This is a genomic window from Brevibacterium sediminis (assembly GCF_024895295.1).
Lineage (GTDB): Bacteria > Actinomycetota > Actinomycetes > Actinomycetales > Brevibacteriaceae > Brevibacterium > Brevibacterium sediminis.
Genome location: NZ_JAHQRN010000004.1, coordinates 1 through 21,556 on the forward strand (window position 1 = coordinate 1; position 21,556 = coordinate 21,556).

The following is a 21,556-nucleotide window of genomic DNA, read 5'->3' on the forward strand; positions in this document are numbered from 1 at the left end:
TCTGGGGGTCAGTCGGACTTCGTGACGCGGTCGAACACGGCGTCGAGAGCTGACGCCAGGGAGCTGCGGTTGGCCTCGTTCATCCACTCGTTATTGAGCATTTCGTTAAGGCCGCCCGGGGTCTCGTGAGCTGCGACCAGGTTGTCGATGGGCTCGTCTGTCTGCGCAAGAGTGGTGCCGAGTCCGACGAACTGGCCGCGGATGAAGTGATCGGCATCCGCCTGGTCCCAGCCGCGGTCGACCAGCCACGCGGTGATCGTCTGGAGGAACGCGAAGTGCGCCGACATCGTCGCCGTCACCGCTGAGAGCGTGGAGAACATCGTCTCGTCTGCTGCGGTCACTGATCCGCCGAGGTGACTCAACAGCCCTTCGACCGCGTCATTGGCGGGGTATACGGCGGTGACTCCCTTGCGCTCGCGGACGGCGGGCAGGGGGATGACGCGCACGATCGTCGGGGAATGCGGAAGACGGTTTTCGAGCGTGGTCGTTGAGATTCCAGCGACGGCGCTGACCAGGGTCTTTTCGGCAGGAATGTCGAGATCGTTCAGGACTGCGTCGGTCTGCTGCGGCAGGACTGCGAGGACGATGAGGTCGCTGCGGTCGATGACGTCCTGATTGCTCTGGCAGACCGTGGCGGACTCGATTGAGTCAGCGAGTTTCGCCGCGCGTTCTGCATTGCGTGGGGAGAGGAAGAATTGGAAGTCGGGTTTCGCCTCACTGTCGGCAAGACCTTCGACCATCGCCGAGGCGATCTCTCCGACTCCGATGAAACCGATTCGTGTCATGTGCTCCTCCTTGAATGGTGTGTCCTTGTGGGCATTGTGTCATTGAAGTACGGGGGCACGGGTGGGGATCTTGTCAACGGAGGAGCAAGGTGTCGTCGCCTACTGCGGTCTCCAGCTGCCCTCGTCCCTGATCGTCGAGGTGATGCGCCGACTGGTCTGTCCGAGTGCACGGGCCTGGGCCGGGGTCAGAGAATCAAACACCACGCGTCGCACGAAGGCGACGTGGTCCGGAGTAGCCGCACTCATGGCTGCGAGGCCGGAGTCGGTGAGGGACGCAATCGTCGTGCGTCCGTCGTCGGGGTCCGGACGTCGAGTCACCCACTCACGGCGCTCGAGTCGTGCGACTGCCCGTGACAGGCGTGAGAGAGTGCTGTTGGCGAAGCCGGCGAGTCCTGTCATCGCCAAAGTCCTTTCCTCAGCCCGGGAGAGTGCGAAGAGGATCCCGTACTCGAAATGGCTGATCTGCGAATCGCGTTGCATCTGCGCTTCGAGCGCGGCCGGAAGCCACTCCAGCAAGGTCGCGATCGACGACCAGGTCTCGAGTTCGTCCGCTGTGAAGGCGGACGAATCGGAGTCTTGAGGGCTTCGTTCTGCGGTATGACTGTCAGCATTGTTCATAAAGCTCAGTCTAAGTTATTACTTGCCTGGGAAATTCAATCAATCTAGTATTGACTTTCCTGGGCAAGTAAAAGCGGATTCTGGACGATAGGCAGACAGCACATGGATCTTCAACTGGCGGGCAGAACCGTCTTCGTCTCGGGCTCGACGCAAGGAATCGGCTTTGCGATCGCCGCTCTTTGCGCGAACGAAGGGGCGACGGTCATCATCAATGGCCGCCACGAAAAAGGCGTCGACGCGGCTCTGGCGCGTTTGCGCGAACAGAATCCTACCGCCTCGGCGAGGGGGATCGCGGCGGACTTCGCCGTCGTCGGGCAGGTCGACGATCTGCTCGATCGGCTCGGCCACGTGGACGTGCTCATCAACAATGTCGGCCTCTTCGACGTGGCAGTGTTCACCGAGATCGATGACGCGGAGTGGCTGCGTTACTTCGAAGTCAATCTCATGGGAGCAGTTCGCCTTTCCCGGCGGCTGCTCCCGCAGATGGTCGAGAACGGGTGGGGACGAATCGTCTTCATCGGCACGGAATCGGCTGTCGATGTGCCAGGGGACATGATCCACTATGGAGTGACGAAGGCCGCGGCGCTGGCGTTGAGCAACGGCCTGGCAAAATTCACCCGTGGCACCGAGGTGACCGTTAATACCGTGCTCGGCGGGCCGACGTATTCTGACGGGGTTGCCTCCACGGTCGAGCAGATCGCCGCCTCTCAGTCTGTGCCCGCCGCGGACCTGAAAGACTCACTGATTCGGGAATCCTCACTGATCCGGCGCTTTATCGAGCCCGGCGAGATCGCCCACCTCGTGGCTTACCTGGCCAGTCCGCTGTCTTCGGCGACGAACGGTGCAGCCCTGCGCGCGGACGGAGGGGTGCTGCCGACTGTGGTGTGAGGGGGTGTTGAAGAGCGGGATGAGGCAATATTCTCATGATCGTGACCTCACCATCGCGTTTCGTTTATTGACGGTCAAATTGGTTCGCGCACGGCAGCGAACCTGAGCGCGGGTCGGGTGTCTACTAGCAAGCAAACGCACTAACCAGTGAGTGCTGACTGTTGTCAATCTAGACGGCGGTATGCAGTATCGTGTTAATGAATACAAATGTTTGAGCCAGCGAAAGCTGAGCGGATTGTGCGCGCAAACAAAAACACTATTTCTTCAAGGATTCCAACCGTTGCAGAGCCTCAACGAGAAGGTCCATATCACTTGACGGTACGTCATTGGGGAACGTTGATATTTCCGAGTGTCTCTTTCGCATATGTTTCGCCCTTGAGATCGCAAGCTCTGTGTTCTCCGGTGTTAAGCGTGACCGGTCAAGTACTTTGCCATTGGCGCCACTTAGAATTCTTCTATCTTTGCAGATTTTCTGCGCTATACTACGTACTCCTGGGTTCGAATAGTCTTCAAAATGCCAAATTAACCAAACTTCGAAGCACGGATTACTGACTGCCCATCGTACGTATGGAACTGCTTCGTCGAGATCGTCGTGTGTTCGCTGATGTTCAGGAACTGGTCGTAGCTGTTTGATTGACTCAGCTTCGTCGTCGACATCGCATACTATCCAGACCTCCCCGACTTCATTCGAAAGAAGCGCCTGAGAAAGATCCTCCGCTTTGTCCTTACGGCCCTCACTTTTTAGAAGCTTCCTTCCTTCGTTCGCCAGCGTTTCGAGCTCGCTACGTGCGTGAGAAAATAGGGTCGAGCGGGCGCTACCGGGAGTTAGTACAGATATTTCGATGTTCTGATTGGCGACGGTTGATTGCACGAAGTCTAAGTAAGCGGTTTCAGTTGTCTCTCCCTCGACTAGCACGATGAACTTACGCTTGCGTGCTTTGCTTGCAGAGCTGCGGAAGCGGGACTTACGGGGCCGTTCACTTGGTTTAGTCATCGGTGGCTCTCACGAGGGAGTATCTGTCTTATCGCGACTCACAATAGCACCCGCTAGTTCACCAACGTTTGGAACTCCGCCGAATTGTCCCAAAAGATAACGCCGATAGACGTTGGTTTCAGCACGGATTCCTTCAAAATCCTCCAATGAATAGATCGACGAAATTCCACTATTATCTTTGTCGACGAACCAGATCTGGTCAGGATCCAGTAGGGCATTTTGTAGCGGCGCCTCGTCTAGAAGTGAAATGTCGTGTGTGCTGTAAACTAATTGCGCCTGTGAAGGATTAGTTGTTGGGTTCTTGAAGAGATCGATAGCCTCTCGCAATAGGAGAGGGTGCAAGCTGCTATCAATCTCGTCGATAACAAGCGTCGCGCCAGATTTCAACGCTTGTATTGCCAGCATGATAAAGCATAGCATTGCGCGCGTTCCTGTTGATTCTGCCCCGAGGGGCAGTGAGAACAATCCTTCTTCGCCGCGGTGGTCAAACGTAACTCGATGGCTTTGTCGTTCGACCGCCTCATCAAGGTCATCGCCATCTAGGAACTTGGACATGGCTTCTCGCAATGATTTAAGTTCTTCTTTGGACCGTTTTTCGACCTGTACGTCTTCGATTCCGACATCGGCTTGGCGAAGGAACTCCTTCGCTTGCTCTTGGGATTCCTCTGATAGGTGGTCTATTTGAGCGATCAAGCCCTCGCTAGCGTTGGTGAGGTGATGCCCATCAATGACGTGAATGCTTTCCACCAGGCCCTCGTAGGGAGCGCGCAACGGGTTGTTTTTCAGCTCATTGAATCGAGAGAGCAGTAGCTGTTTGGGGTTGGTAAGGTCGACGACCGACTTCTTAGGTCCCGTGAGCTTAGGCGAAAACTTCACTTCAATCGTATCGTCGGGGCCGGGTGTGCGTCGGAATAGTGGAGTTGCTCGAGAGGAATAGTACGCTTCGAGCAATTCGAAATCGATTTGGCCGTTTCCAAATTTCACAGTGTATCTGTACTCGATACGTTCAGCTATGAACTCGACCTCAAACGTGCTGCCAGAGTCCTCTGAGCCGTGGTCACTTCCTGCAAATCTTGAAGGCACACGCGGTTCGTCAGTCGTGGCCCCAAACAGTTCAGAGATTACGTTGAATACACTGATCAAGTTGCTCTTACCGGAGGCGTTTGCCCCATAAATCGCGGAGACCGTGCTTATCTCGGGATGCGGCCAGCCTTGCGGGGCCTTCTTTTGGGCTTTGTTTGGGCGTACGAACGACATTTCCGTACGGTGTTTGAATGAAAGGAAGTTCGTGACCGCTATCGAGATCAACATGTGGTCAGTCTACTCGAAAACCCGGTTTCCGCAATATTCTTGCAGAATCGACAGTTTCGGGAGGTATGTCTGACGGTGGGGTCGACTGATGGGCTTCTTTAAAGGCCTTGCCGATATCTCAATGGGGTGGAGCTATAGACAACCTCGAATCGGTATCTTGGCAGTCCTCAAAGTGACCTCTTTTGCTGCGGGTTGAGAGAGTGGCACTTGCGTGACTTTCGCTGTGTGGCGCTGTTCCCTGCCGTCTTGGAGCTGGCTTCCGTGTTCGTGCTAGAAGATTTTGGACAGTGGCGATTGTCAGTTGAATCGGGATATACACGTGGTGACCACGAACCGGATGGTCCGGGAGGAAGGACCATATCCGACTGTGGCCGTCGTCAAGGTCAAGGTCCGACGAAGAAGTCGTCGAAAGGAACCAGACGCAAGCTCAAAGGGTATCTAACGCGCCGGGCCTATAAGATCCTCAACGCGCTAGATACCGTTCCTCAACAACCTGACGGCGGCCCAGCAACCTCGCGCGAGGTTGCTGGGCCGCCGTCAGGTAGCAATTAGTTGTCAGAAGCTGGGGAGGACGGAGCCGTCGGCCCACTTCTTCTCGATGAACTTCTTCACCTCGGGGGAGTGGAGCAGCTCGTCGAGCTTCTTGATGTTCTCGTCGTCCTTGTTCTCCGTACGCACGGCGAGGAAGTTGCCGTATGGGTTGTCCTCGGCCTTCTCCAGCAGGATGCCGTCCTTGGCCGGGCTCAGACCGGCTTCCAGGGCGTTGTTGCCGTTGATGACCGAAGCATCGACGTCTTCGAGGGTGCGAGCCAGCTGCGCGGCGTCGGCCTCGACGAACTTCACGTTCTTCGGGTTGTCCTCGACGTCGGAGAGCTTCGCGTCGACCGCGTCCACGCCGTCCTTGAGGGTGATGAGCTTCGCGTCTTCGAGCATCTTCAGCGCGCGACCCTGGTTCGACGGATCGTTGTTGATGCCGATCTTGGCGTTCTTCGGGATGTCCTTGACGTCCTTGATGTCCTTCGAGAACAGCGCGAAGGGCTCGAGGTTGATCGGCTCGAAGCCGGTGATCTCGTAGCCCTGGCCTTCGACCTCGGAGTCGAGGTACGGCTTGTGCTGGAAGTAGTTCGCGTCGATGTCGCCGTCGTTGAGCGCCTTGTTCGGCAGCGTGTAGTCCGTGTACTCGGTGACCTCGATGTCGAGGCCGGCATCCTCGGCGAGGTTCTCATCCACGTAGCGCAGGATGTCGCCCTGCGGCACCGGGGTCGCACCCACGGTGAGCTTCGTGATGTCGCCGTCCTTCTCACCGACGGAGTCGGTGCCGCCGCCGACGAGTCCGCAGCCCGAGAGCAGCAGAGTCGCGCTGGCCGCGATCGCAATGAGCTTGGTCTTCATGATTCTCCTTGATGTGTGTTGTGCAAAGGGATGAGCAGTGGTGGCCGTTAAGTGTGCGCAGATTGCCGGATTCGTCGCCGATTCGGACAATCTGAGCACACTTAACTCGGAGTTCCGTCGCCGCGCCGGACGTGATCGACGCCGCCGAGGCGGCTCACCGGTGGTCGACCGTGCGGGCCAGCCGATCGCCGATGAACTGGATGATCGTGACGACCAGGACGAGAACGATGATGCAGGCGATCATTGTGTCCGCCTGGTAGCGCTGATAGCCGTAGGAGATCGCCAGCGCACCCAGACCGCCGCCGCCCACGGCACCGGCCATCGCGGTATAGGACACCAGCGTCACCGAGGTGACCGTGGCTGCTCCTATGAGACCGGGCAGAGCCTCGGGAACGTAGACCTGACGGATCACCTGGCCGTTCGAGGCGCCCATCATCAGTGCGGCTTCGATCTTGCCTTCGGAGACCTCGCGCAGCGAGTTCTCGACCAGACGGGCATAGAAGGGGATCGCGCCGATCGTCAGTGACACCACGGTCGCCTGCCAGCCCAGCGCCGAGCCGACGACGAATCGGGCGAAGGGGATGAGGGCGATGATGAGGATGATGAAGGGGATTGAGCGCGTGATGTCGACGATGAAGGACAGCACCCGGTAGACGACCGGGTTCGAGTTCAGCCCGCCCTTCGACGCGGTGAACAGCCAGATTCCCAAGGGCAGTCCGAAGAGGACGGCGAGTCCGGTCGACCAGGCCGTCATGAGCAGAGTCTCGATGGTGGCCGGCCACATCTGATCGGTGATCGCCGGGTTGTCGAACCATGTGGGATCGTTCATCAGGCAGCCTCCTCCGCATAGATTCCATCGGCTTTCAGGGCGCTGATCAGCTCTTTCGCCTGTTCGGCCGAGTCGACGGAGAAGCGCAGCCGACCGACCTGGCGGCCTTCGATCGTCTCCACGGCTCCGGCGAGGATCGCCTCGGCGCTCGCTCCGGCATTTCGCGCGGCGGTGAGCACGGTGGGCAAGTCGGTGCCGGCCAGGGACACCTCGACGAGGCGGCTCGCCCCGTCGTCGAGGCTGACCGGAGGCAGAGGGACGAGATCCTTGGCCAGGACCGATCCGGGCTCGGCGATGACCTCGGCGAGTTTCCCGGTCTTGGCCACGCGCCCGTCGGAGAGCAGCGTCACGGAGTCGCAGATCTCGCGGATGACGGACATCTCGTGGGTGATGATGAGGACGGTGATGCCCAGACGGTCGCGCAGCGAGCGGATGAGGCTGAGGATCTGATCCGTCGTCGTCGAATCCAGCGCCGAGGTGGGCTCATCGCACAGCAGCACCTTCGGCTCTGCGGCCAGTGCTCGGGCGATGCCGACGCGCTGCTTCTGTCCTCCCGAGAGCTGAGCCGGATAGTTGTCGACGCGGTCGCCGAGGCCGACGAATTCGAGGAGCTCACGGGCCTTGGCCAGGCGTTCGGCCTTCGGCACGCCGGCGATCTTGAGCGGGTGGGCCACGTTCTTCAGCGCGGTGCTCGAGTCGAGGAGGTTGACGTGCTGGAACACCATGCCGATGCTGCGACGGGCCTCGCGCAGTCCGGCACCGGACTGGTTCGTGAGGTCGACGCCGTTGATCGACACCGTCCCGGAGGTGGGGGACTCTAGCCCCGTCAGGCAGCGGATGAGCGTGGACTTGCCGGCGCCGGAGCGGCCGACGATGCCGTGGATCTCTCCGGCGGGGACCGAGAGGTCGATCTCCTCCAGGGCGACGGTCTCTCCGAACACCTTCCGCAGTGCGCGCAGTTCGATCACAGGCGCCTCCTCGTGTGGTTGACGAATGCCGCGCACGGTGGTGGACGGCAGAGATTTGGGGATGGGTCGGTCTACGGTCCAGTAGGGCCGACGATTCAGGATGACAAGGAATCGCTTCGGCGGCGTCAGGAGATGTCATAAAAGGACGCATTGGCGACCCATCGTGACGAAGAACTCACTGGGGCGGGGAAGGGCTTTGTTGCTCTCTTCGGTGTCAACTGATCTCGACCGCCACGGCGGCAGAGATGACGAGACGGTGAACGGCGGTCGAAGTCGGGGCAGAATCCAGCAGCATTTTCCTCCGACGTAACCCGATGTCCATATCCGGGGCGTACCTGTGGTTGATCGACAGGTTCGCTTGCCCGGTGTGCCGGCAGGCGGACGAGCTCCACGACGGGACCGGTGAATGTACGAAGAATCGAGCAGGATCGCGGCGATCGTTCCCTGCCACAACGAGGAGATCACCGTCGCCAAGGTCGTCGGCGACCTCAAGGCCGCCGTCCCGGGCATCACGGTCTACGTCTATGACAACTGCTCGAGCGATCGCACCTCGCAGCGAGCTGCCGAAGCCGGTGCCATCGTGCGCAAGGAGAACGTCCCCGGCAAGGGCAATGTCGTCCGCCGCGCCTTCGCCGACATCGATGCCGATATCTACGTGATGATCGACGGCGACGATACCTACGAGGCGGCCCACCTGCCCGAGATGATCGACACCCTGATCTCCGGCCCTTACGACCACGTGCTCGGTGTTCGCCAGGACAATCAGGAGACCACGTCCTACCGTCCCGGCCACGAAGCCGGGAACAAGATGTTCAACCGGCTGACCGGGTGGCTCTTCGGTTCGCAGGTGTCCGATATGCTCTCGGGCTACCGCGTCTTCTCCCGCCGTTTCGTCAAGTCGTTCCCCGCGATCAGCCGCCGGTTCGAGATCGAGACCGAGCTGACCGTGCACACGATGTCGCTGCGCCTTCCCACCACCGAGGTGGCCGTCGACTTCCGTGACCGACCCGACGGAAGCGAGTCGAAACTCTCGACCTTCAAGGACGGGTTCCGCATCCTCGGGCTCATCTCCGCTCTCGTCCGCCACGAACGACCCCGCCTGTTCTACGGCACGCTGACGGTCGTGCTCGCCGCCCTGTCGCTGGTCTTCGGTCTGCCCGTGGTGTGGGAGTTCTGGCAGACCGGGCTCGTGCCGAGGTTCCCGACTGCGATTCTTGCCACCGCGCTCATGGGGCTGGCGTTCCTGCTCGGCAGCGTCGGCCTGACCTTGGACGGTCTGCGCAGGGCTCGCCGCGAGACTTCCCGCCTGGTCTATCTCAGCTTGCCCGCGGTGACCGGTCGACCCGTCACGCAGCGTCAGACGCCGCAGCAGACTGCTCCCGCGGACCGAGAGTTTTCAGCCCCGGAGGCAGAGATCTTTGCCGACGCAGCACGGATGAAGCCGAGCCGGCAGGTGCGGGCACGCTTCGCTTCATGAGTCGTTCTGCTATTCGCAGATGGCTGACGTCCCCGTTGGCATGGGACCTGCTGCTTGCTCTCTTCACCGTCGCATGGTCGTTTATCTTCCTGCGCCTGTTCTGGCCCGGTCGGGTCAACGTCGATATCGCCAATCAGTACTTGCAGGCAACCGGAAAGATCCCGTACTCCGATTGGCATGCGCCGGTGATGAGCGCGGTGTGGAGAATTCTCATCGACATCACCGGAGACCCGGGCAGTCTGCTCCTGCTGCAGGTCGGCCTGCTCGCCGCGGCCGCATGGGGGATCGGGGTGTTCGTCCACCGATCTGGGGCGCCGAGGTGGGTGTCGCTCTTGGGCCCGACCATCATGGTCGCGCCCTGGGTCGTCTCCCAGATGACGACGCTGTGGAAGGATTCGCAGATGGCCGTGGCCATCCTGCTCGCCGTCGTCCTCATCATGATCACCCGCTTGGTCCCGAAGACATGGCTGCTGTGGCTTCCGGCGCTGGCCCTCCTCGTCTACGGGGTGGGGGTGCGCAAGAATGCGGTGTTCGCGGTCGTCCCGATCGCCGTGTACGGCGGGTGGTGCCTGGTGCATCTGTGGCGCCATCGTCGAGGGCGACCTGGAGACTCTGCCACGTCTGCGGGCTCCGCGTCACCGGAGACTTCAGAGCCGACAGCAGACTCCGCGAAGAAAGGACGCCCTTTTCTGCTGACGGCGGTTTCGTCGCTGATCGTGCTCGGACTCATCGGCGGAGGCGTCAAAGTCACCGACGCGGTCATCGACTCGCAGATGGGAGTGACGAAGACCGGCCAGATCTCACAGATCTTCCTCGACGACGTGATGTTCTCAGTGCCGGAATCTCGACTGCAGTCGTCTGACGCACCCAGAGCGCTCAAAGACCACATCAGTTCTGCGCGCGACAAATGCCTGAAGAGAGGCGAGATCTGGGACGCCTACTGGAACTGCTACGGCAGAGGCACGACTGGGAAGGCATTCAGTCCCATTGCCTACCAGGATGAGCTGAAGTCGCTGTGGTTGAGCGAAGTCGTCACTCATCCGGTCAGCTACATCGAATATCGGATATCGGTCTACTCCTCCTACTTCTTCACCTCGAAGCTCGAATACTGGGAAGCCGACTGGGACGGCGATGCGCAGAAGGCACGCTTGCCCGCAGGAAGCGCAAAGGCTGACTACATCGTCCGACCATATGTCGAGGACTTCGCGCTGGGAACTTTCCCGATGCTCTTCAAACCCTGGTTCTGGGCCCTCGTCGCCGTTCTGCTGCTCGGTCTCGGGTACCGATCGCACAGCCGCACCCGTCGCGAACTGAACGCGTCTGCCCACCGGCCGCGGTCCTTCTGGTCCGAGATCACGGTCCTGGCCGCCTCGGCGCTGTGCTACATCTTCGGGTACTTCCCGATCGTGCCGGCGAACCATTTCCGGTACACGTTCTGGCCGGCGCTCGCCGTCACCTTCGCGTTCGTCCTCTGGCTCGCCCAGCGCCGCATCCAGCGAGTCCGAAACATCGGGCCATAGACTGAGTGCAGTTATGAAAGAGTCATTCTCGGACCGTCTCCGGCGCCTGGCGGTGGAAGCCTTCAAGTTCCTCACCGTCGGCGGGCTCGGCTATATCGTCGACGTCGGCCTGTCGAACCTTCTGGCCTACGGGTTCGGTCCGATCCCCGCCCTCCTCGAGGGCAGTCCGATCAAATCGAAGATCATCTCGACTATTCTGTCGATGATCGTCGTGTGGATGGGCAATAAGCTCTGGACCTACGGCGACCGGACCACGAACTCGAACATGCGCGGCATCGTCCTGTTCGTCGCGGTCAACCTCGTCGGCATGATCATCACCGTCATCCCGCTCGGCGTGACCTGGTACCTGCTCGATATGCGCGACCAGCTCACCTACAACATCTCGACGAATGTCATCGGCATCGGACTGGCGATGATCTTCCGCTTCTACGCCTACCGCACTTGGGTATTCAAGGACCAGGCCCCCGACACCGAGGTGGTCGTTCCCATGGAGGAATCGAGCCGGGTCCCCGACGACCGGGGTTGAACGCGGCGGGCGCGGTCATCGACCCGGCCCTGCAGGGCCCCGGCTGTCCCTCTGGCCAGCTGTCCCTCTGGCCGGCGACCTACTTCCTCAATCTCCGGTAGGCATGGGCCGAGAGCGGCACGAAGACTGCGGTGATGACCAGCGGCCAGGCGACTGCGGCAAGCAGGCTGTAGTCATCGAGCCACCCGCCGGTGACCCCAGTGGGATTGCCGAAGAGCTCGCGCACTGCCGTCGCTGTGGCCGATATAGGATTCCACGACGCGACCGCGCCCAGCCAGTTCGGCATGAACTCGGGGGCGGCGAAGACGTTGGACAGGAAGCCGATCGGCCACACCAGCACCTGCACGAGAACTGTCGCTCCTTCGTGCTTGCCGACGGTGAGTCCGAGGTAGATCCCGATCCACAGAACGGCGAACCGCAGCCACAGGAGGAGGACCACCGCCAGCAGCCCGGCCAGTGGGGAGTTCGTCGCCCGCCATCCCAGGAGCAATCCGCCGATGAGGAGGATGACGATCTCGACAGTGGAGCTGACCATGTCGGCACCGGCCCGGCCCAATGAGACCGAGGCATCGCTGATCGGCATCGACCTGAACCGGTCGGTGATTCCCTTCTTGGCATCATTGGCCATAGTCGTCATGGTCGTTTCCACGCCGAACATCATCGCCAGAGTCATCATCCCCGGCAACAGGAAGTGGATGTAGTCGCCGCCTCCCGGCAGTTCGATCGAACCGCCGAAGATGAAGGCGAAGACCAGCAGCAGCATGATGGTGAAGAGCAGATTGAAGATCGGCGTCCAGGGTTGGCGGCCCCAATGGGCGAGGTCTCTTCTGCTGAGGATCAGGCCCTCTCGAACGATGCTCATGCGTCCTCCTTCTCGGTCAGGGCGAGGAATACCTCGTCCAGGGTGGGTCTGCGCAGAACGATGTCGTCTGCGACGATTCCGGCGGCATCGAGCCGACGAACGACGGCGCTGAGATCTCCGGCACCGCCGGCGGCAGGGCAGGTCACGACGCCTGTGTCCTCGTCCAGTGCGATCTCCGGACCGTCCGTGGAGACTAGGGCCGTTCGGATCGCCCGAGCCTCAGACGCTGTCGCCCCCGTCACCTCGATCCGGTCCCCGCCGCGGGCTCGTTTGAGTGCGGTAGGGGTTCCTTCGGCGATGATGCGCCCGGACTTCATGATCGAGATGCGGTCGGCGAGAGCATCGGCTTCCTCGAGGTACTGGGTGGTCAGCAGCACCGTCGTGCCCCGCTCGGCGGTCGCGGTGACCGAATTCCAGACGTCGATGCGACCTCGCGGGTCGAGCCCGGTCGTCGGTTCATCGAGGAAGAGGACCTGTGGATCGAGGATCATTCCCACCGCGATGTCGAGCCGCCTGCGCATCCCACCGGAATAGGTGCTCGCCGGGCGCTCGCCTGCCTCGGCAAGGCCGAAGCCTGCCAGCAGCTCATCAGCACGCCTCGCCGCATCGCGACGCGACAGGCCGAAGAGCTGTGCAAACATGACGAGATTCTGACGCCCGCTGAGAATCTCATCGAGCGCCGCGGACTGGCCGACGAGACCGATCCGTCGCCGCACCTGACCCGGGTCAGCACTGACATTGAGGCCGGCGACCTCCGCCGTTCCCGCTTCGAGGGTGATGAGGGTGCTCAGCGCACTCACCAGCGTTGACTTCCCTGCTCCATTGGGTCCGAGGAGCCCGTGGATCGTGCCGGCCTGAATCTCGATCTCCAGCTCGTCGAGGGCCCGGACAGTGTCATAGTTCTTGACCAGCCCGGTCGCCCGCACTGCTGGGCGACCGCGGTCCTTCTCCATTGCTTCACGCATCTGCAATCCTAACTATGTACAGTGTACGAATTAAGGTAGACTGAAACAGTGTACACCGCACGGAGTAGACTGCAAGCATGGATTCGAAATCAGATGGTTCGGGATTCGATCCCGAGTCCGTGGACGTCGTGCTCCGCCTGCTGTGGCGCGAGCACCTCGAAGTCGCGCCCGGCAGACGTGGACCGCGCCGCAAGCTCAGCGTCGACGAGATCATTGCGGCCGGTGTCGCTCTCGCCGACGCCGAAGGGCTCGAGGCGCTGTCGATGCGCAAGGTCGCCGAGGCGGTCGGAGTCTCTGTCATGTCGCTCTACAGCTACGTTCCGCACCGGTCGGGGTTGATCGGACTCATGGTCGACGAGGTGATCGGCCGAACCGCTCTGCCGGAACTCCCCGAGGGTGTAGGGGAGCGACTGCGCATGATCTCCGACCTGTTGTGGGACGAGTACCACCGCCACCCGTGGTTGGTCGCTGCCCAGTCGCACAGACCCTGGATCGGCCCCCATACCTCCGCCCGCTATGAGTGGGAGCTCGGGGCGCTCGAAGGGATCGGCCTCGACGACATTGCGATGGACCACACCGTCGCACTCGTCGAGTCGCACGCTTCGGCCAGCGCCTCGAACAGCATCAATGCACAGAAGCTTGCCGACGACTCCGGCGTCAGCGATGTGGATTGGTGGAACGCCAACGCCCCGTTCCTCGAACAGGTCATGCCCGACGAGGGATATCCCGTCTCCGGGAGAGTGGGCTCAGCCGTGGGCGAGGCCTACCAGGCAGTGACCAGCCACAGAGCGGTCTATGAGTTCGGTGTCGAGACGATCATCGCCGGCGTGGAGGCACGCCTCTCGGCGCCGGCGTAGGTGAGAAGAATGGTCGGCCAATGCGAAATCATGGTCGCAAACGGACAGTTTCCGGCGGGCGGCGGGCGAAATGTCCGATGGTGACCTATTCTCGGGGAGTGTAGATGCCAGCGGACCAGTTCAGCGGGCGTAGCGGAGCCTGCGGTAGGCGGCGATGATCGGTGCGGGGGTGACGGTGCGCAGTTCGGCCCTGATGAGCATCCGCTTCTGCTTGAGCAGTGCCGACCGACGGTTCGGCAGTTGACCGGCCCGTGCTCGGGTGGCCAACAGCCCCAGATCTCGGCGCAGCTGTCCGTCTTGCGCGTGGAAGTAGTTCTCGGTCAGCCATTCCGGGTCAGGGAATCCGATTGATCCGGCGGCGACTTCGGCCAATGTGCCGGTGGCACCGGAGTCTGCGAAGACCTCGTTGAGCAGCTCGGCGTTGAAGCCGAAGTCCGAGATGAGCAGGGTCGGAATGCCCCGATCGATGGATTCGAGTGCCGCAGTCGAGGACACCGTGATCAGTGCCGAGCCGTCGGTGAGGAAATCGCTGAGAGGACCATATCCGAGCTCGATGCGCTTCGCTCCAGGCACTCTGCGGGTGCGGAAGTCGTCGAGGATCTCGAAGTAGGAGTGCTGTTCGTGATGGGTTTCGAACTCACCGGGACGCGACCGCATCTTGATGACCGCCGTCGAATCCGGGTGCCGGTCGGCGAACTCGGCCAGTGCCGCGATGATCGCCTCACGGTCGGCTCGCTCGGCAGGAACCTTCGCCTGCGGGGCGAAGAGCAGAGTCCGTGGGGCCGCAGGGGCAACGGTTCGTGCGGCACCCGCCGAGGACGGCGCGGTGGCGTCGGATGGTGGGGTCGCCTCGGCGAGGGGTTCCGCAGGTGCCGCGAGCTGCGGTATGCCCTCCGAACGCAGCATCGGCAGGCGCGCCAACAGAACTTCGCAGGGCACCTGCGACCGGGCACTCGCCTCGGTGTAAGCGGCAACCTCGGCGGAGGAATGGGCGATGAACGCATCCATCAGACGGCGATAGTTCATCCCCTTGCCGCTGGCAGGCAGACCCATTCCGGGCAGCCCCGAGATCAGGGCCGGACGGTCAGCGCGGGTGTGCGCGGTGAGGAAGACCTGGGCGACGATCGGGCCGGTGGCGGCACCGAGGACGATATCGGGGGAGTGATCGGCGATGACCTGCGCGAGGTCGGCCCGCGCGATGACGGGGACCTCTCGGTGTTCCCAGTCGGTGCCGGCGACGGCGCTGGCGATCTGCTCATCTGTCGGCAGAATCGGATTGTCGACGAGGAACACGCGTCCCTCCACGTCGGGCAGGGACGACAGCAGCTGGGTCGCCCACTTGAGATACGACTCACTGTCGGAAATCGAGAGGATGCGGATGGGCGCAAGCCCGGCCGATCGCCGAGGCGGGAGCACAGGACCGTCCGGGAAGTTCGACTGCGACGACTGACCGTCCGCGCGAGTGCGCTCGGTCAGATGCGAGGGCCGAGGCGGGGCGTCGGAGAGCGACGGCGGCATGATCGGCCCGCTGTAGTGGGGATCGCCTGGTTCAGGAATCGTCATCTGCCTTGACTGACTGGGCGTTGAGGGACTTTCGCAGACTATCGGGTGAGGCGCCGGTCCACCACTTCGCGGGGATCTCGGTGACATCGATGGTCACATCCGGATTGAGTACGGCCAGGGACACCGCCGCTGTCGACGGCAGGCTGCGGATCGTCGAGTCCGGCGGCAGGTTGATCAGCCGCAGCTCGATGGGCAGGCCGAGATGTTTGATCCTGACGCGCTCGTCCTGGGCGAGATCGGCGAGGAATTCCTCGGTCTCACGGCGGTGCGGATAGTAGGTGATCGATCCGTGAGTGTCGATGATGTCATCGACCCACGCCCGGTAGGCAAAGGCATCGATGAGACCGTCGGCGGCCAGGGACGAACCGATGACCGGATTGTCCCGGGGGTGGCTGCCGCCGGTGGGCAGAGTCTGGAGATGTTCGAACCGGTGGCGAGTGATCTCACCGCCTGATTTGAGGAAAGCCTTGCGCAGCGGTTTCGCCACCGGCAGCGCCGTGTGCCAGCGCAGCTTGCCCACAGTGGCGAGGTGGCGAAGCCGGTCGGCGACGTGAGCGGCCATGACCGTGCGCGAAGCTTTGAGCTTCTGCCGGGGACGGACGAGGGGACCGCGCTTGGCGGTGAGGATCTCGATCGCAGAGTACGTGGCCAGACCGTCATCGAGAATGACGACCTCCGGCAGACGACGTTCCAGGTATGCCAGCGCCAAGGCTCTGTGCACCTGACCGGAGCAGGCATCGCCGAGGTAGATCCGGTCGAAGTTCGTCTTCCGCAACACTCCCGGTTTCGCCCCATCTCGCTCGAGGCGGACATTCTTCGGCAGCCAGGCCGGATCGAAGGCATCGAGGAAGGACGTCATGCCTTTCGCGCTTGCCCGGGCCCGAATGAGCAGATCCTCCGTCGGCTCATGTGATTCGAGCGCCGAAAGGAACTGCAGTGGGGATTCGACGAAAGCGACGGCGCTCCGGCGCTTCTTCTTCGGTGTCACCGCTGTTGGATCCGTTTCATGATGCGTTGTTGTTTTCTTGCCACCGCTTTGATCACGAGCGTTCCCGATCGTTTGATCATCCGCTTCGGAGCAAACGCCTTCGACGTGCTGCCCGGCAGAGCGAGCGCGGTGAGGCGTCGGCGCTTGAAATAGCGACTGAATCGGTCGGCTGACCCGCCGCGGCCTGTGCTGACCTCGAAGACCTCTGTGAGGAAGTCAGTTGCCGCGTCACGCAGATCGTGCGACAGCGTCGGTGCCATGCAGTAGGTGACGGCTGCGAGCAGACGCCCCAGCTGCGGATGCGCGTCGGTCTTGTCCGGGGCGCTGCCGTCGCAGATCTCGGAGATGATCGTCAATGGGATGCGATTGCTGTTCTGATAAGGAGCGATGGCTTCGAGCAGCAGATCCGTACCCACAGCCAGGGCAGGTACCTGATAGATCTGGCGAGCAGTCATCAGTGCGGTGGAGAACCCGCCGACAATGAGGTCGGGAGCCAGACGATCGATGATGACCTCGGCCATGACGGGCAGGTCGAAAAGCTGCAGAGTGATCCCGAGTCTCTGTGCCGCCTCGAACAGTGGTCCTGTCTGCGAGGGAGGAGCGGCCGGGTGCGGTTTGAACACCACGACTTCCATTCCGCGCGCAGCGGCGGCTTCGATCATGTCGATGTGCAGCTGCGTCTCTTCCTCAGAAGTGATGAGTCCGAGCGCCGACAGATACTGGCCGACGACTAGTGCCCACGGACGATTGCTCGACGGCGCGGCGCTGAGAACCCCTCCCAGTTCGTCCTCCAGCGCTTCGGCCGAATGCTCGCCGAGCTCGCGCACCACACCGGTGAACGACTCGACACCCAATGGGCGGTGGACGATTCCGAACTCGCGGAGCAGCTTCGGCGAGATTCCCGGCACCAGTGGCAAGTAATGCAGCACGGACATCCGCTGACCGTTCGTCAGCGGAATCTGATTGCGGGTCGGGCCGAAGCTCATCAGTCCGTCGGCATGTACCCTGATCGTCGCGCGGGAGAACACTCGGCCAAGCGCAATGGCCGGGTTGACCTGGGGTGATTCGATTACGAGTTCGATCTCGTCGGTATCGTCCAACCCCCACCGGCCACGCAGATACGATTCCACGACCGGCAGATCCGTATGATCGGGCCGCCATGACGAAGGATGGACGTGCAGAGGCGCGAGCGCCTCATTGAGGTTGACGACCCGATCGAACCGGGCGATCAACGAGGCGGCTCCCGGCGAATCGACGAAGGATTCCGAGAGCTCCATGACCACGGCGTTGTTGCTGACCAGCAGGATCCGTTCGGTCGGAGCCGGGGTGTCCTCGGGCGCGAATCCATCGGTTCCCATCAGCGCCGGAGCCGCCGGCCGGTCGTAGTCACCGCCATCGATTCCTGCCGCCAAGCAGACGAGTTCGAACAGGGTCGAGGCCAGAAAGATCTGTTTCACTTCACCATCTCCAGCATTAACGAAGGTGCGTCATTGAGGTAGCTGCTGACGTTGAGCTGTCGTCCCTGTTTCTGCAGAACGAATTCCTCACGCAGATACTCTGGCGGAATCTTCGCCGAAATCGTTCGTGCACCCCTTCGCAACTGGTTTCGCAGGGACGCCGGCGACGCTGCGAAACGACTGATCTGATGGTCGAGGATTGCCAACCAGTTGCGGATCGCCTTCGGCCACAGTCGGTCGGCGTCCGGCTCGGCAGCGACGAGATCGAAGATCTGTCCGAATGCGCGGATGAAATCCAGCTGTCGAATGTCGACGATGCGCGACAGAGAGCCCGCCATCCCTCTTCGATAGAGGATCCCTGGAGCATCGACGACGGCGAAGGACTCGGCCTGCAGGTGCAGTCGCCAGATCCAGGACCGGTCTTCGGCAGTCATGAAGTTCTCCGGGAAATGGAGGATCCCCTGTTCGAGCACTCGCCGGTGGAAGATGCCGGCCCAGGCGAACGGATAGTCGACCATCGTCGATTCGTAGACGGGCAGGATCCCCACCTTGGGATCCAATGGCACGTCTCGGACCGACATCGGCGCGAGTTTGCGCACCCGCTTGGTCCCCTCGACCGTCGTATGGTCACAGCGGATGAAATCGACTCCGAGCCTATGTGCTGCGGCAAGCATCGAAGACAGATGCCCCGGGGCCAACCAGTCGTCCCCATCGAGGAAGATGATGTGCTCTCCCCGGGCAGATGCCAGGCCCTTGTTTCGGGCATTGGCAAGTCCCGTCGCCTCCGGGTTGGTGAGGACCTCGAAATGAGGGAACCAAGTGCTGAACTCATCGAGCAGCTCCGGCGTCTCATCACTTGATCCGTCATTGACGAAGATCAGCTGAGTGCGGTCCCAGACGGGGCCCTGCTGCCTCAGCGAACGGAACAGCGTGCTCAGGTAGGGGGCACCATCTTTTGCGGGAATGATGATGCTCAGGTCGAAATCGGTCACGGGCCTTCTCCGAAGATTGCGGTCATGGGTTGGTCCACCAGAAGATCAGTGGTTCGGACATGGAAGAGCCACCTCGGCGCAGAAAATCCTCGCCGAGGTGGCTCAGCCGATTGCTCAGGCCGTGACCTTGCGCAGGGAATCGATCTTCGATTCCTCGCCCGGCATGACGCGCTTGACTCCGTCGCCGAATGCGGTTTCGAGGACGCGGACGCCCTTGACGAGGGAGGCGAATTCGCGCGGTTCCATCGACGCGGACTGGTCGGATCCCCACATGGAGGAGTCGAGGGTGATGTGGCGTTCGATGGTCACAGCACCCAGTGCGGCTGCGGCGAACGAGATCTCGAGGCCGAGCTCGTGGCCGGAGTAGCCGACGGGAACACCGTAGCGTTCGCGCATGGCCGGGACGGCCTTGAGGTTGACCTCTTCGGGCGGCAGCGGGTAGGTCGAGGTGGCGTGCATGAGCACGAGCTTGTCGCGGTCGAAGACCTCGACGGCCTTGTCCAGGGTCTCCCAATCGGACATGCCCGAGGAGCACAGAACCGGCTTGCCGGTGGCGGCGATCGCGCGCAGCAGCTCGAAGTCCGTCAGCGAGGCCGAGGCCACCTTGTAGGTCAGGGCATCGAACTCGTTCTCGAGGAAGTCGACGGAGTCGGTGTCCCACGGGGACGCGAACCACTGGAGTCCGACTTCCTTGGCGTAGCGGTCGATCTCGGAGTATTCGTCGATGCCGAACTCGACGCGGTGCTTGTAGTCGATGTAGGTCATCTCGCCCCACGGGGTCGAGCGCATCTTCGACTTCTGGTGTTCGGGAACGGCCACCTCGGGGTTGCGCTTCTGGAACTTCACTGCCTGCGCACCGGCGGTGACGGCGACATCCATGAGCTGCTTGGCGATGTCGACGTCGCCGTTGTGGTTGATGCCGATCTCACCGATCATGTACACGGGCTGGTTCGGGCCGACGAGGTGCTCTCCGATAGCCACAGGGGCGAGTTGATCAGTCATGAAACCTGCTTTCGGTTGGCACGCGAAATCTCCGCGCGGTTGGTGAACTGCGGCTGGTGCCGCGGGACGGATGGTTGCTGGTCGGGGAAGGCGGACGCGTGGCCGGACAGGGCCGCCGACTGGTGGCCGGCCGGGCGTCCTGACTGGTGCCCTGCCAAGGTCGATGGGTGTCCGGTGGGCGACCGCAGTGAGGTCAGGGTCGGATTCGGCAGGGGTTCGGCCGCCTCGGCGGGGATGGGAATGAGGTCACAGACCTCACGCACCGCACCCCGTCCGCCTGGCCTGTCGAGGATGACGCGGGCGGCGGCGAGGACGCGCGGGTGGGCGTCGGCGACGGCGATGGGCCAGCCGACGACGTCGAAGGCCTCGAGATCGTTGATGTCGTTGCCGACGTAGGCGACGCGGGCCGGGTCGAGGTCGTTGGCGGTGATCCATGCGTCGAGGATGCTGGCCTTGTTGTCGATGCCCTGGGCAACGTCGACGCGCAGCTTCTCCGCACGGCGGGTCACGACGGGGTTGCGTTCCTTCGACAGGATCATCACGGGCACGCCGGACTTCACGAGTCGGGAGATGCCCATGCCGTCGCCGCGGTGGACGCGGACCTGTTCGTTTCCGTCCTCGTCGACGTAGGCGCCGTCGTCGGTGTGGACGCCGTCGAAGTCGGTGACGAGGGCGTCGACGTCGATGACCTGCGCGGTCTCCTGCGTCGAGGCGATGGCGCGGACGAGGGTGAGGTCGGACATGTCGTCGATCTCGCGGGCGTGCTCGGGCGGGACCTCTTCGATGCCGATGCGGCCGAAGAAGCGGTGCTCGTGCTCGATGAGGCCGGAGGTGCGCATGACGTAGAACGCGCCGGTTTCGTTGAAGTGCTTGGCGCGGTCCTGGCGGCGCGGCCGGAAGCTGGCTTCGTGCCCGACGGCCACGGCCTGGGTGTCGTCGTCGAGGCGCCACAGGAAGGAATGGTCTTCGACGGCGGAGAAGACGACATCGGCGTCGTCGTCACGGACCGTGCGCACGGCGTTCTCGATCGAGGCGGAGTCGATGAAGGGGGAGGTGCACTGCATGAACACGGTGATGTCGAAGTCCTCATCGAGGGTCGACAGTGTGTGGATGAGAGCGGATTCGCTGGTGGCGGTGTCGCCGGCTATCTCGGCGGGGCGGTGGGCCACCTCGGCGCCGGCGCGCAGGGCTTCGGCTGCGATTCCGTCGTGGTCGGTCGAGACGATCACGCGGTCGATGCTGGGGCTGGCCTGGGCGGCATTGATGGCGCGGGCAAGCAGGGAGATTCCGGCGACCTTCTGCAGGTTCTTCAGCGGGATGCCCTTGGATCCTCCGCGCGCGGGGATGATCGCGACGGTGCGGTGGGGAGTGGGGGAGGTGGTGCTGGTTGATGCGGTGGTGCTTTCTGCCGCCTGGTTCGCGGCCGCGGTGGTGCGCGCATCCGGCTTCATTTCCGACTGAAACTCGGTTGCGTTGGGCTCGTAGGTCGTCGATTGGTCATTCACAATGATTCGACGCTAACGACGGGGTGTTACCTCAAGGTGAACACGCCATGTCGCCGA

At 62.2% G+C, this 21,556-nt stretch carries 20 protein-coding genes; 5 read left to right on the forward strand and 15 right to left on the reverse strand.

The features are described 5' to 3' along the window. Nucleotides 1–8 precede the first annotated feature (8 nt). The gene (locus tag KTJ89_RS09990; RefSeq protein ID WP_259357609.1) at nucleotides 9–785 is read right to left on the reverse strand and encodes an NAD(P)-binding domain-containing protein; all 777 of its coding nucleotides are present in this window, start codon (nucleotides 783–785) and stop codon (nucleotides 9–11) included. Between the two features lie 99 nt (nucleotides 786–884). Then, nucleotides 885–1,403, reverse strand: a complete 519-nt coding sequence (locus KTJ89_RS09995; protein ID WP_259357610.1) for a MarR family winged helix-turn-helix transcriptional regulator — start codon at nucleotides 1,401–1,403, stop codon at nucleotides 885–887. A 102-nt stretch (nucleotides 1,404–1,505) separates the two neighbouring features. Between KTJ89_RS09995 and KTJ89_RS10000 the strand changes: the two genes are divergently transcribed. Continuing rightward, a complete protein-coding gene (locus KTJ89_RS10000; protein WP_259357611.1) occupies nucleotides 1,506–2,291 on the forward strand; it encodes an SDR family NAD(P)-dependent oxidoreductase in 786 nt (261 codons plus the stop codon). A 256-nt stretch (nucleotides 2,292–2,547) separates the two neighbouring features. On the opposite strand, the gene KTJ89_RS19370 is transcribed toward KTJ89_RS10000, so the two are convergent. The 5 genes from KTJ89_RS19370 to KTJ89_RS10020 form a co-directional block, all read right to left on the reverse strand. Beyond that, complete coding sequence (locus KTJ89_RS19370; protein WP_374990267.1) at nucleotides 2,548–3,285, reverse strand: RloB family protein; 738 nt, start codon at nucleotides 3,283–3,285, stop codon at nucleotides 2,548–2,550. Nucleotides 3,286–3,294: 9 nt separating this feature from the next. Then, nucleotides 3,295–4,596 (reverse strand): AAA family ATPase, encoded by a 1,302-nt coding sequence (locus KTJ89_RS10005; RefSeq protein ID WP_259357612.1) that lies wholly within the window; start codon nucleotides 4,594–4,596, stop codon nucleotides 3,295–3,297. A gap of 555 nt (nucleotides 4,597–5,151) precedes the next feature. Further along, nucleotides 5,152–5,988, reverse strand: coding sequence for a MetQ/NlpA family ABC transporter substrate-binding protein (locus KTJ89_RS10010; protein WP_139468371.1), 837 nt, complete (start codon nucleotides 5,986–5,988; stop codon nucleotides 5,152–5,154). Between the two features lie 154 nt (nucleotides 5,989–6,142). Next, on the reverse strand, nucleotides 6,143–6,817 hold the full coding sequence (locus KTJ89_RS10015; RefSeq protein WP_139468372.1) for a methionine ABC transporter permease: 675 nt from the start codon (nucleotides 6,815–6,817) through the stop codon (nucleotides 6,143–6,145). Continuing rightward, nucleotides 6,817–7,785, reverse strand: coding sequence for a methionine ABC transporter ATP-binding protein (locus KTJ89_RS10020; RefSeq protein WP_259357613.1), 969 nt, complete (start codon nucleotides 7,783–7,785; stop codon nucleotides 6,817–6,819). Before KTJ89_RS10020 ends, KTJ89_RS10015 begins: the two co-directional genes overlap by 1 nt. A gap of 406 nt (nucleotides 7,786–8,191) precedes the next feature. Here KTJ89_RS10020 and KTJ89_RS10025 point away from each other — a divergent pair, with 406 nt between their 5' ends. From KTJ89_RS10025 to KTJ89_RS10035, 3 genes are read left to right on the forward strand one after another with little or no spacing between them, the layout of a single operon-like run. Then, nucleotides 8,192–9,262: a glycosyltransferase gene (locus tag KTJ89_RS10025; RefSeq protein WP_248283930.1), complete on the forward strand. Its 1,071-nt coding sequence runs from the start codon at nucleotides 8,192–8,194 to the stop codon at nucleotides 9,260–9,262. After that, on the forward strand, nucleotides 9,259–10,782 hold the full coding sequence (locus tag KTJ89_RS10030) for a hypothetical protein (RefSeq protein WP_259357614.1): 1,524 nt from the start codon (nucleotides 9,259–9,261) through the stop codon (nucleotides 10,780–10,782). The genes KTJ89_RS10025 and KTJ89_RS10030 overlap by 4 nt, the downstream gene beginning before the upstream one ends. Before the next feature lie 13 nt (nucleotides 10,783–10,795). Then, nucleotides 10,796–11,308 (forward strand): GtrA family protein, encoded by a 513-nt coding sequence (locus KTJ89_RS10035; protein WP_101543404.1) that lies wholly within the window; start codon nucleotides 10,796–10,798, stop codon nucleotides 11,306–11,308. A 79-nt stretch (nucleotides 11,309–11,387) separates the two neighbouring features. Here the strand turns inward: KTJ89_RS10035 and KTJ89_RS10040 are convergent, their stop codons facing one another. Continuing rightward, nucleotides 11,388–12,170, reverse strand: coding sequence for an ABC transporter permease (locus KTJ89_RS10040; RefSeq protein WP_181272504.1), 783 nt, complete (start codon nucleotides 12,168–12,170; stop codon nucleotides 11,388–11,390). Next, a complete protein-coding gene (locus KTJ89_RS10045; protein ID WP_259357615.1) occupies nucleotides 12,167–13,135 on the reverse strand; it encodes an ATP-binding cassette domain-containing protein in 969 nt (322 codons plus the stop codon). Before KTJ89_RS10045 ends, KTJ89_RS10040 begins: the two co-directional genes overlap by 4 nt. A gap of 77 nt (nucleotides 13,136–13,212) precedes the next feature. Here KTJ89_RS10045 and KTJ89_RS10050 point away from each other — a divergent pair, with 77 nt between their 5' ends. Continuing rightward, nucleotides 13,213–13,992, forward strand: a complete 780-nt coding sequence (locus KTJ89_RS10050) for a TetR/AcrR family transcriptional regulator (protein WP_181272506.1) — start codon at nucleotides 13,213–13,215, stop codon at nucleotides 13,990–13,992. A gap of 120 nt (nucleotides 13,993–14,112) precedes the next feature. Here the strand turns inward: KTJ89_RS10050 and KTJ89_RS10055 are convergent, their stop codons facing one another. The 6 genes from KTJ89_RS10055 to KTJ89_RS10080 form a co-directional block, all read right to left on the reverse strand. Further along, nucleotides 14,113–15,555, reverse strand: coding sequence for a DUF6716 putative glycosyltransferase (locus KTJ89_RS10055; RefSeq protein WP_259357616.1), 1,443 nt, complete (start codon nucleotides 15,553–15,555; stop codon nucleotides 14,113–14,115). Continuing rightward, complete coding sequence (locus tag KTJ89_RS10060; RefSeq protein ID WP_062243292.1) at nucleotides 15,542–16,543, reverse strand: polysialyltransferase family glycosyltransferase; 1,002 nt, start codon at nucleotides 16,541–16,543, stop codon at nucleotides 15,542–15,544. Before KTJ89_RS10060 ends, KTJ89_RS10055 begins: the two co-directional genes overlap by 14 nt. Beyond that, a complete protein-coding gene (locus KTJ89_RS10065) occupies nucleotides 16,540–18,000 on the reverse strand; it encodes a polysialyltransferase family glycosyltransferase (RefSeq protein ID WP_259357617.1) in 1,461 nt (486 codons plus the stop codon). The genes KTJ89_RS10060 and KTJ89_RS10065 overlap by 4 nt, the downstream gene beginning before the upstream one ends. Continuing rightward, a complete protein-coding gene (locus KTJ89_RS10070; protein WP_259357618.1) occupies nucleotides 17,997–18,992 on the reverse strand; it encodes a glycosyltransferase family 2 protein in 996 nt (331 codons plus the stop codon). The genes KTJ89_RS10065 and KTJ89_RS10070 overlap by 4 nt, the downstream gene beginning before the upstream one ends. Nucleotides 18,993–19,106: 114 nt before the next feature. After that, the gene (locus KTJ89_RS10075) at nucleotides 19,107–19,994 is read right to left on the reverse strand and encodes an N-acetylneuraminate synthase family protein (protein ID WP_259357619.1); all 888 of its coding nucleotides are present in this window, start codon (nucleotides 19,992–19,994) and stop codon (nucleotides 19,107–19,109) included. Continuing rightward, complete coding sequence (locus tag KTJ89_RS10080) at nucleotides 19,991–21,445, reverse strand: acylneuraminate cytidylyltransferase (RefSeq protein ID WP_259357620.1); 1,455 nt, start codon at nucleotides 21,443–21,445, stop codon at nucleotides 19,991–19,993. Before KTJ89_RS10080 ends, KTJ89_RS10075 begins: the two co-directional genes overlap by 4 nt. Nucleotides 21,446–21,556: the final 111 nt, after the last annotated feature.

What these genes read in the sequence shown, in the direction of transcription:
- KTJ89_RS10025 (WP_248283930.1), top strand. Translation starts at nt 8,192, where the DNA reads ATGTACGAAGAATCGAGCAGGATCGCGGCGATCGTTCCCTGCCACAAC.
- KTJ89_RS10075 (WP_259357619.1), bottom strand. Translation starts at nt 19,994, where the DNA reads ATGACTGATCAACTCGCCCCTGTGGCTATCGGAGAGCACCTCGTCGGC.
- KTJ89_RS10055 (WP_259357616.1), bottom strand. Translation starts at nt 15,555, where the DNA reads ATGACGATTCCTGAACCAGGCGATCCCCACTACAGCGGGCCGATCATG.
- KTJ89_RS10030 (WP_259357614.1), top strand. Translation starts at nt 9,259, where the DNA reads ATGAGTCGTTCTGCTATTCGCAGATGGCTGACGTCCCCGTTGGCATGG.
- KTJ89_RS10080 (WP_259357620.1), bottom strand. Translation starts at nt 21,445, where the DNA reads ATGAAGCCGGATGCGCGCACCACCGCGGCCGCGAACCAGGCGGCAGAA.
- KTJ89_RS10010 (WP_139468371.1), bottom strand. Translation starts at nt 5,988, where the DNA reads ATGAAGACCAAGCTCATTGCGATCGCGGCCAGCGCGACTCTGCTGCTC.
- KTJ89_RS10045 (WP_259357615.1), bottom strand. Translation starts at nt 13,135, where the DNA reads ATGCGTGAAGCAATGGAGAAGGACCGCGGTCGCCCAGCAGTGCGGGCG.
- KTJ89_RS10005 (WP_259357612.1), bottom strand. Translation starts at nt 4,596, where the DNA reads ATGTTGATCTCGATAGCGGTCACGAACTTCCTTTCATTCAAACACCGT.
- KTJ89_RS10035 (WP_101543404.1), top strand. Translation starts at nt 10,796, where the DNA reads ATGAAAGAGTCATTCTCGGACCGTCTCCGGCGCCTGGCGGTGGAAGCC.
- KTJ89_RS10040 (WP_181272504.1), bottom strand. Translation starts at nt 12,170, where the DNA reads ATGAGCATCGTTCGAGAGGGCCTGATCCTCAGCAGAAGAGACCTCGCC.
- KTJ89_RS09995 (WP_259357610.1), bottom strand. Translation starts at nt 1,403, where the DNA reads ATGAACAATGCTGACAGTCATACCGCAGAACGAAGCCCTCAAGACTCC.
- KTJ89_RS10015 (WP_139468372.1), bottom strand. Translation starts at nt 6,817, where the DNA reads ATGAACGATCCCACATGGTTCGACAACCCGGCGATCACCGATCAGATG.
- KTJ89_RS09990 (WP_259357609.1), bottom strand. Translation starts at nt 785, where the DNA reads ATGACACGAATCGGTTTCATCGGAGTCGGAGAGATCGCCTCGGCGATG.
- KTJ89_RS10050 (WP_181272506.1), top strand. Translation starts at nt 13,213, where the DNA reads ATGGATTCGAAATCAGATGGTTCGGGATTCGATCCCGAGTCCGTGGAC.
- KTJ89_RS19370 (WP_374990267.1), bottom strand. Translation starts at nt 3,285, where the DNA reads ATGACTAAACCAAGTGAACGGCCCCGTAAGTCCCGCTTCCGCAGCTCT.
- KTJ89_RS10000 (WP_259357611.1), top strand. Translation starts at nt 1,506, where the DNA reads ATGGATCTTCAACTGGCGGGCAGAACCGTCTTCGTCTCGGGCTCGACG.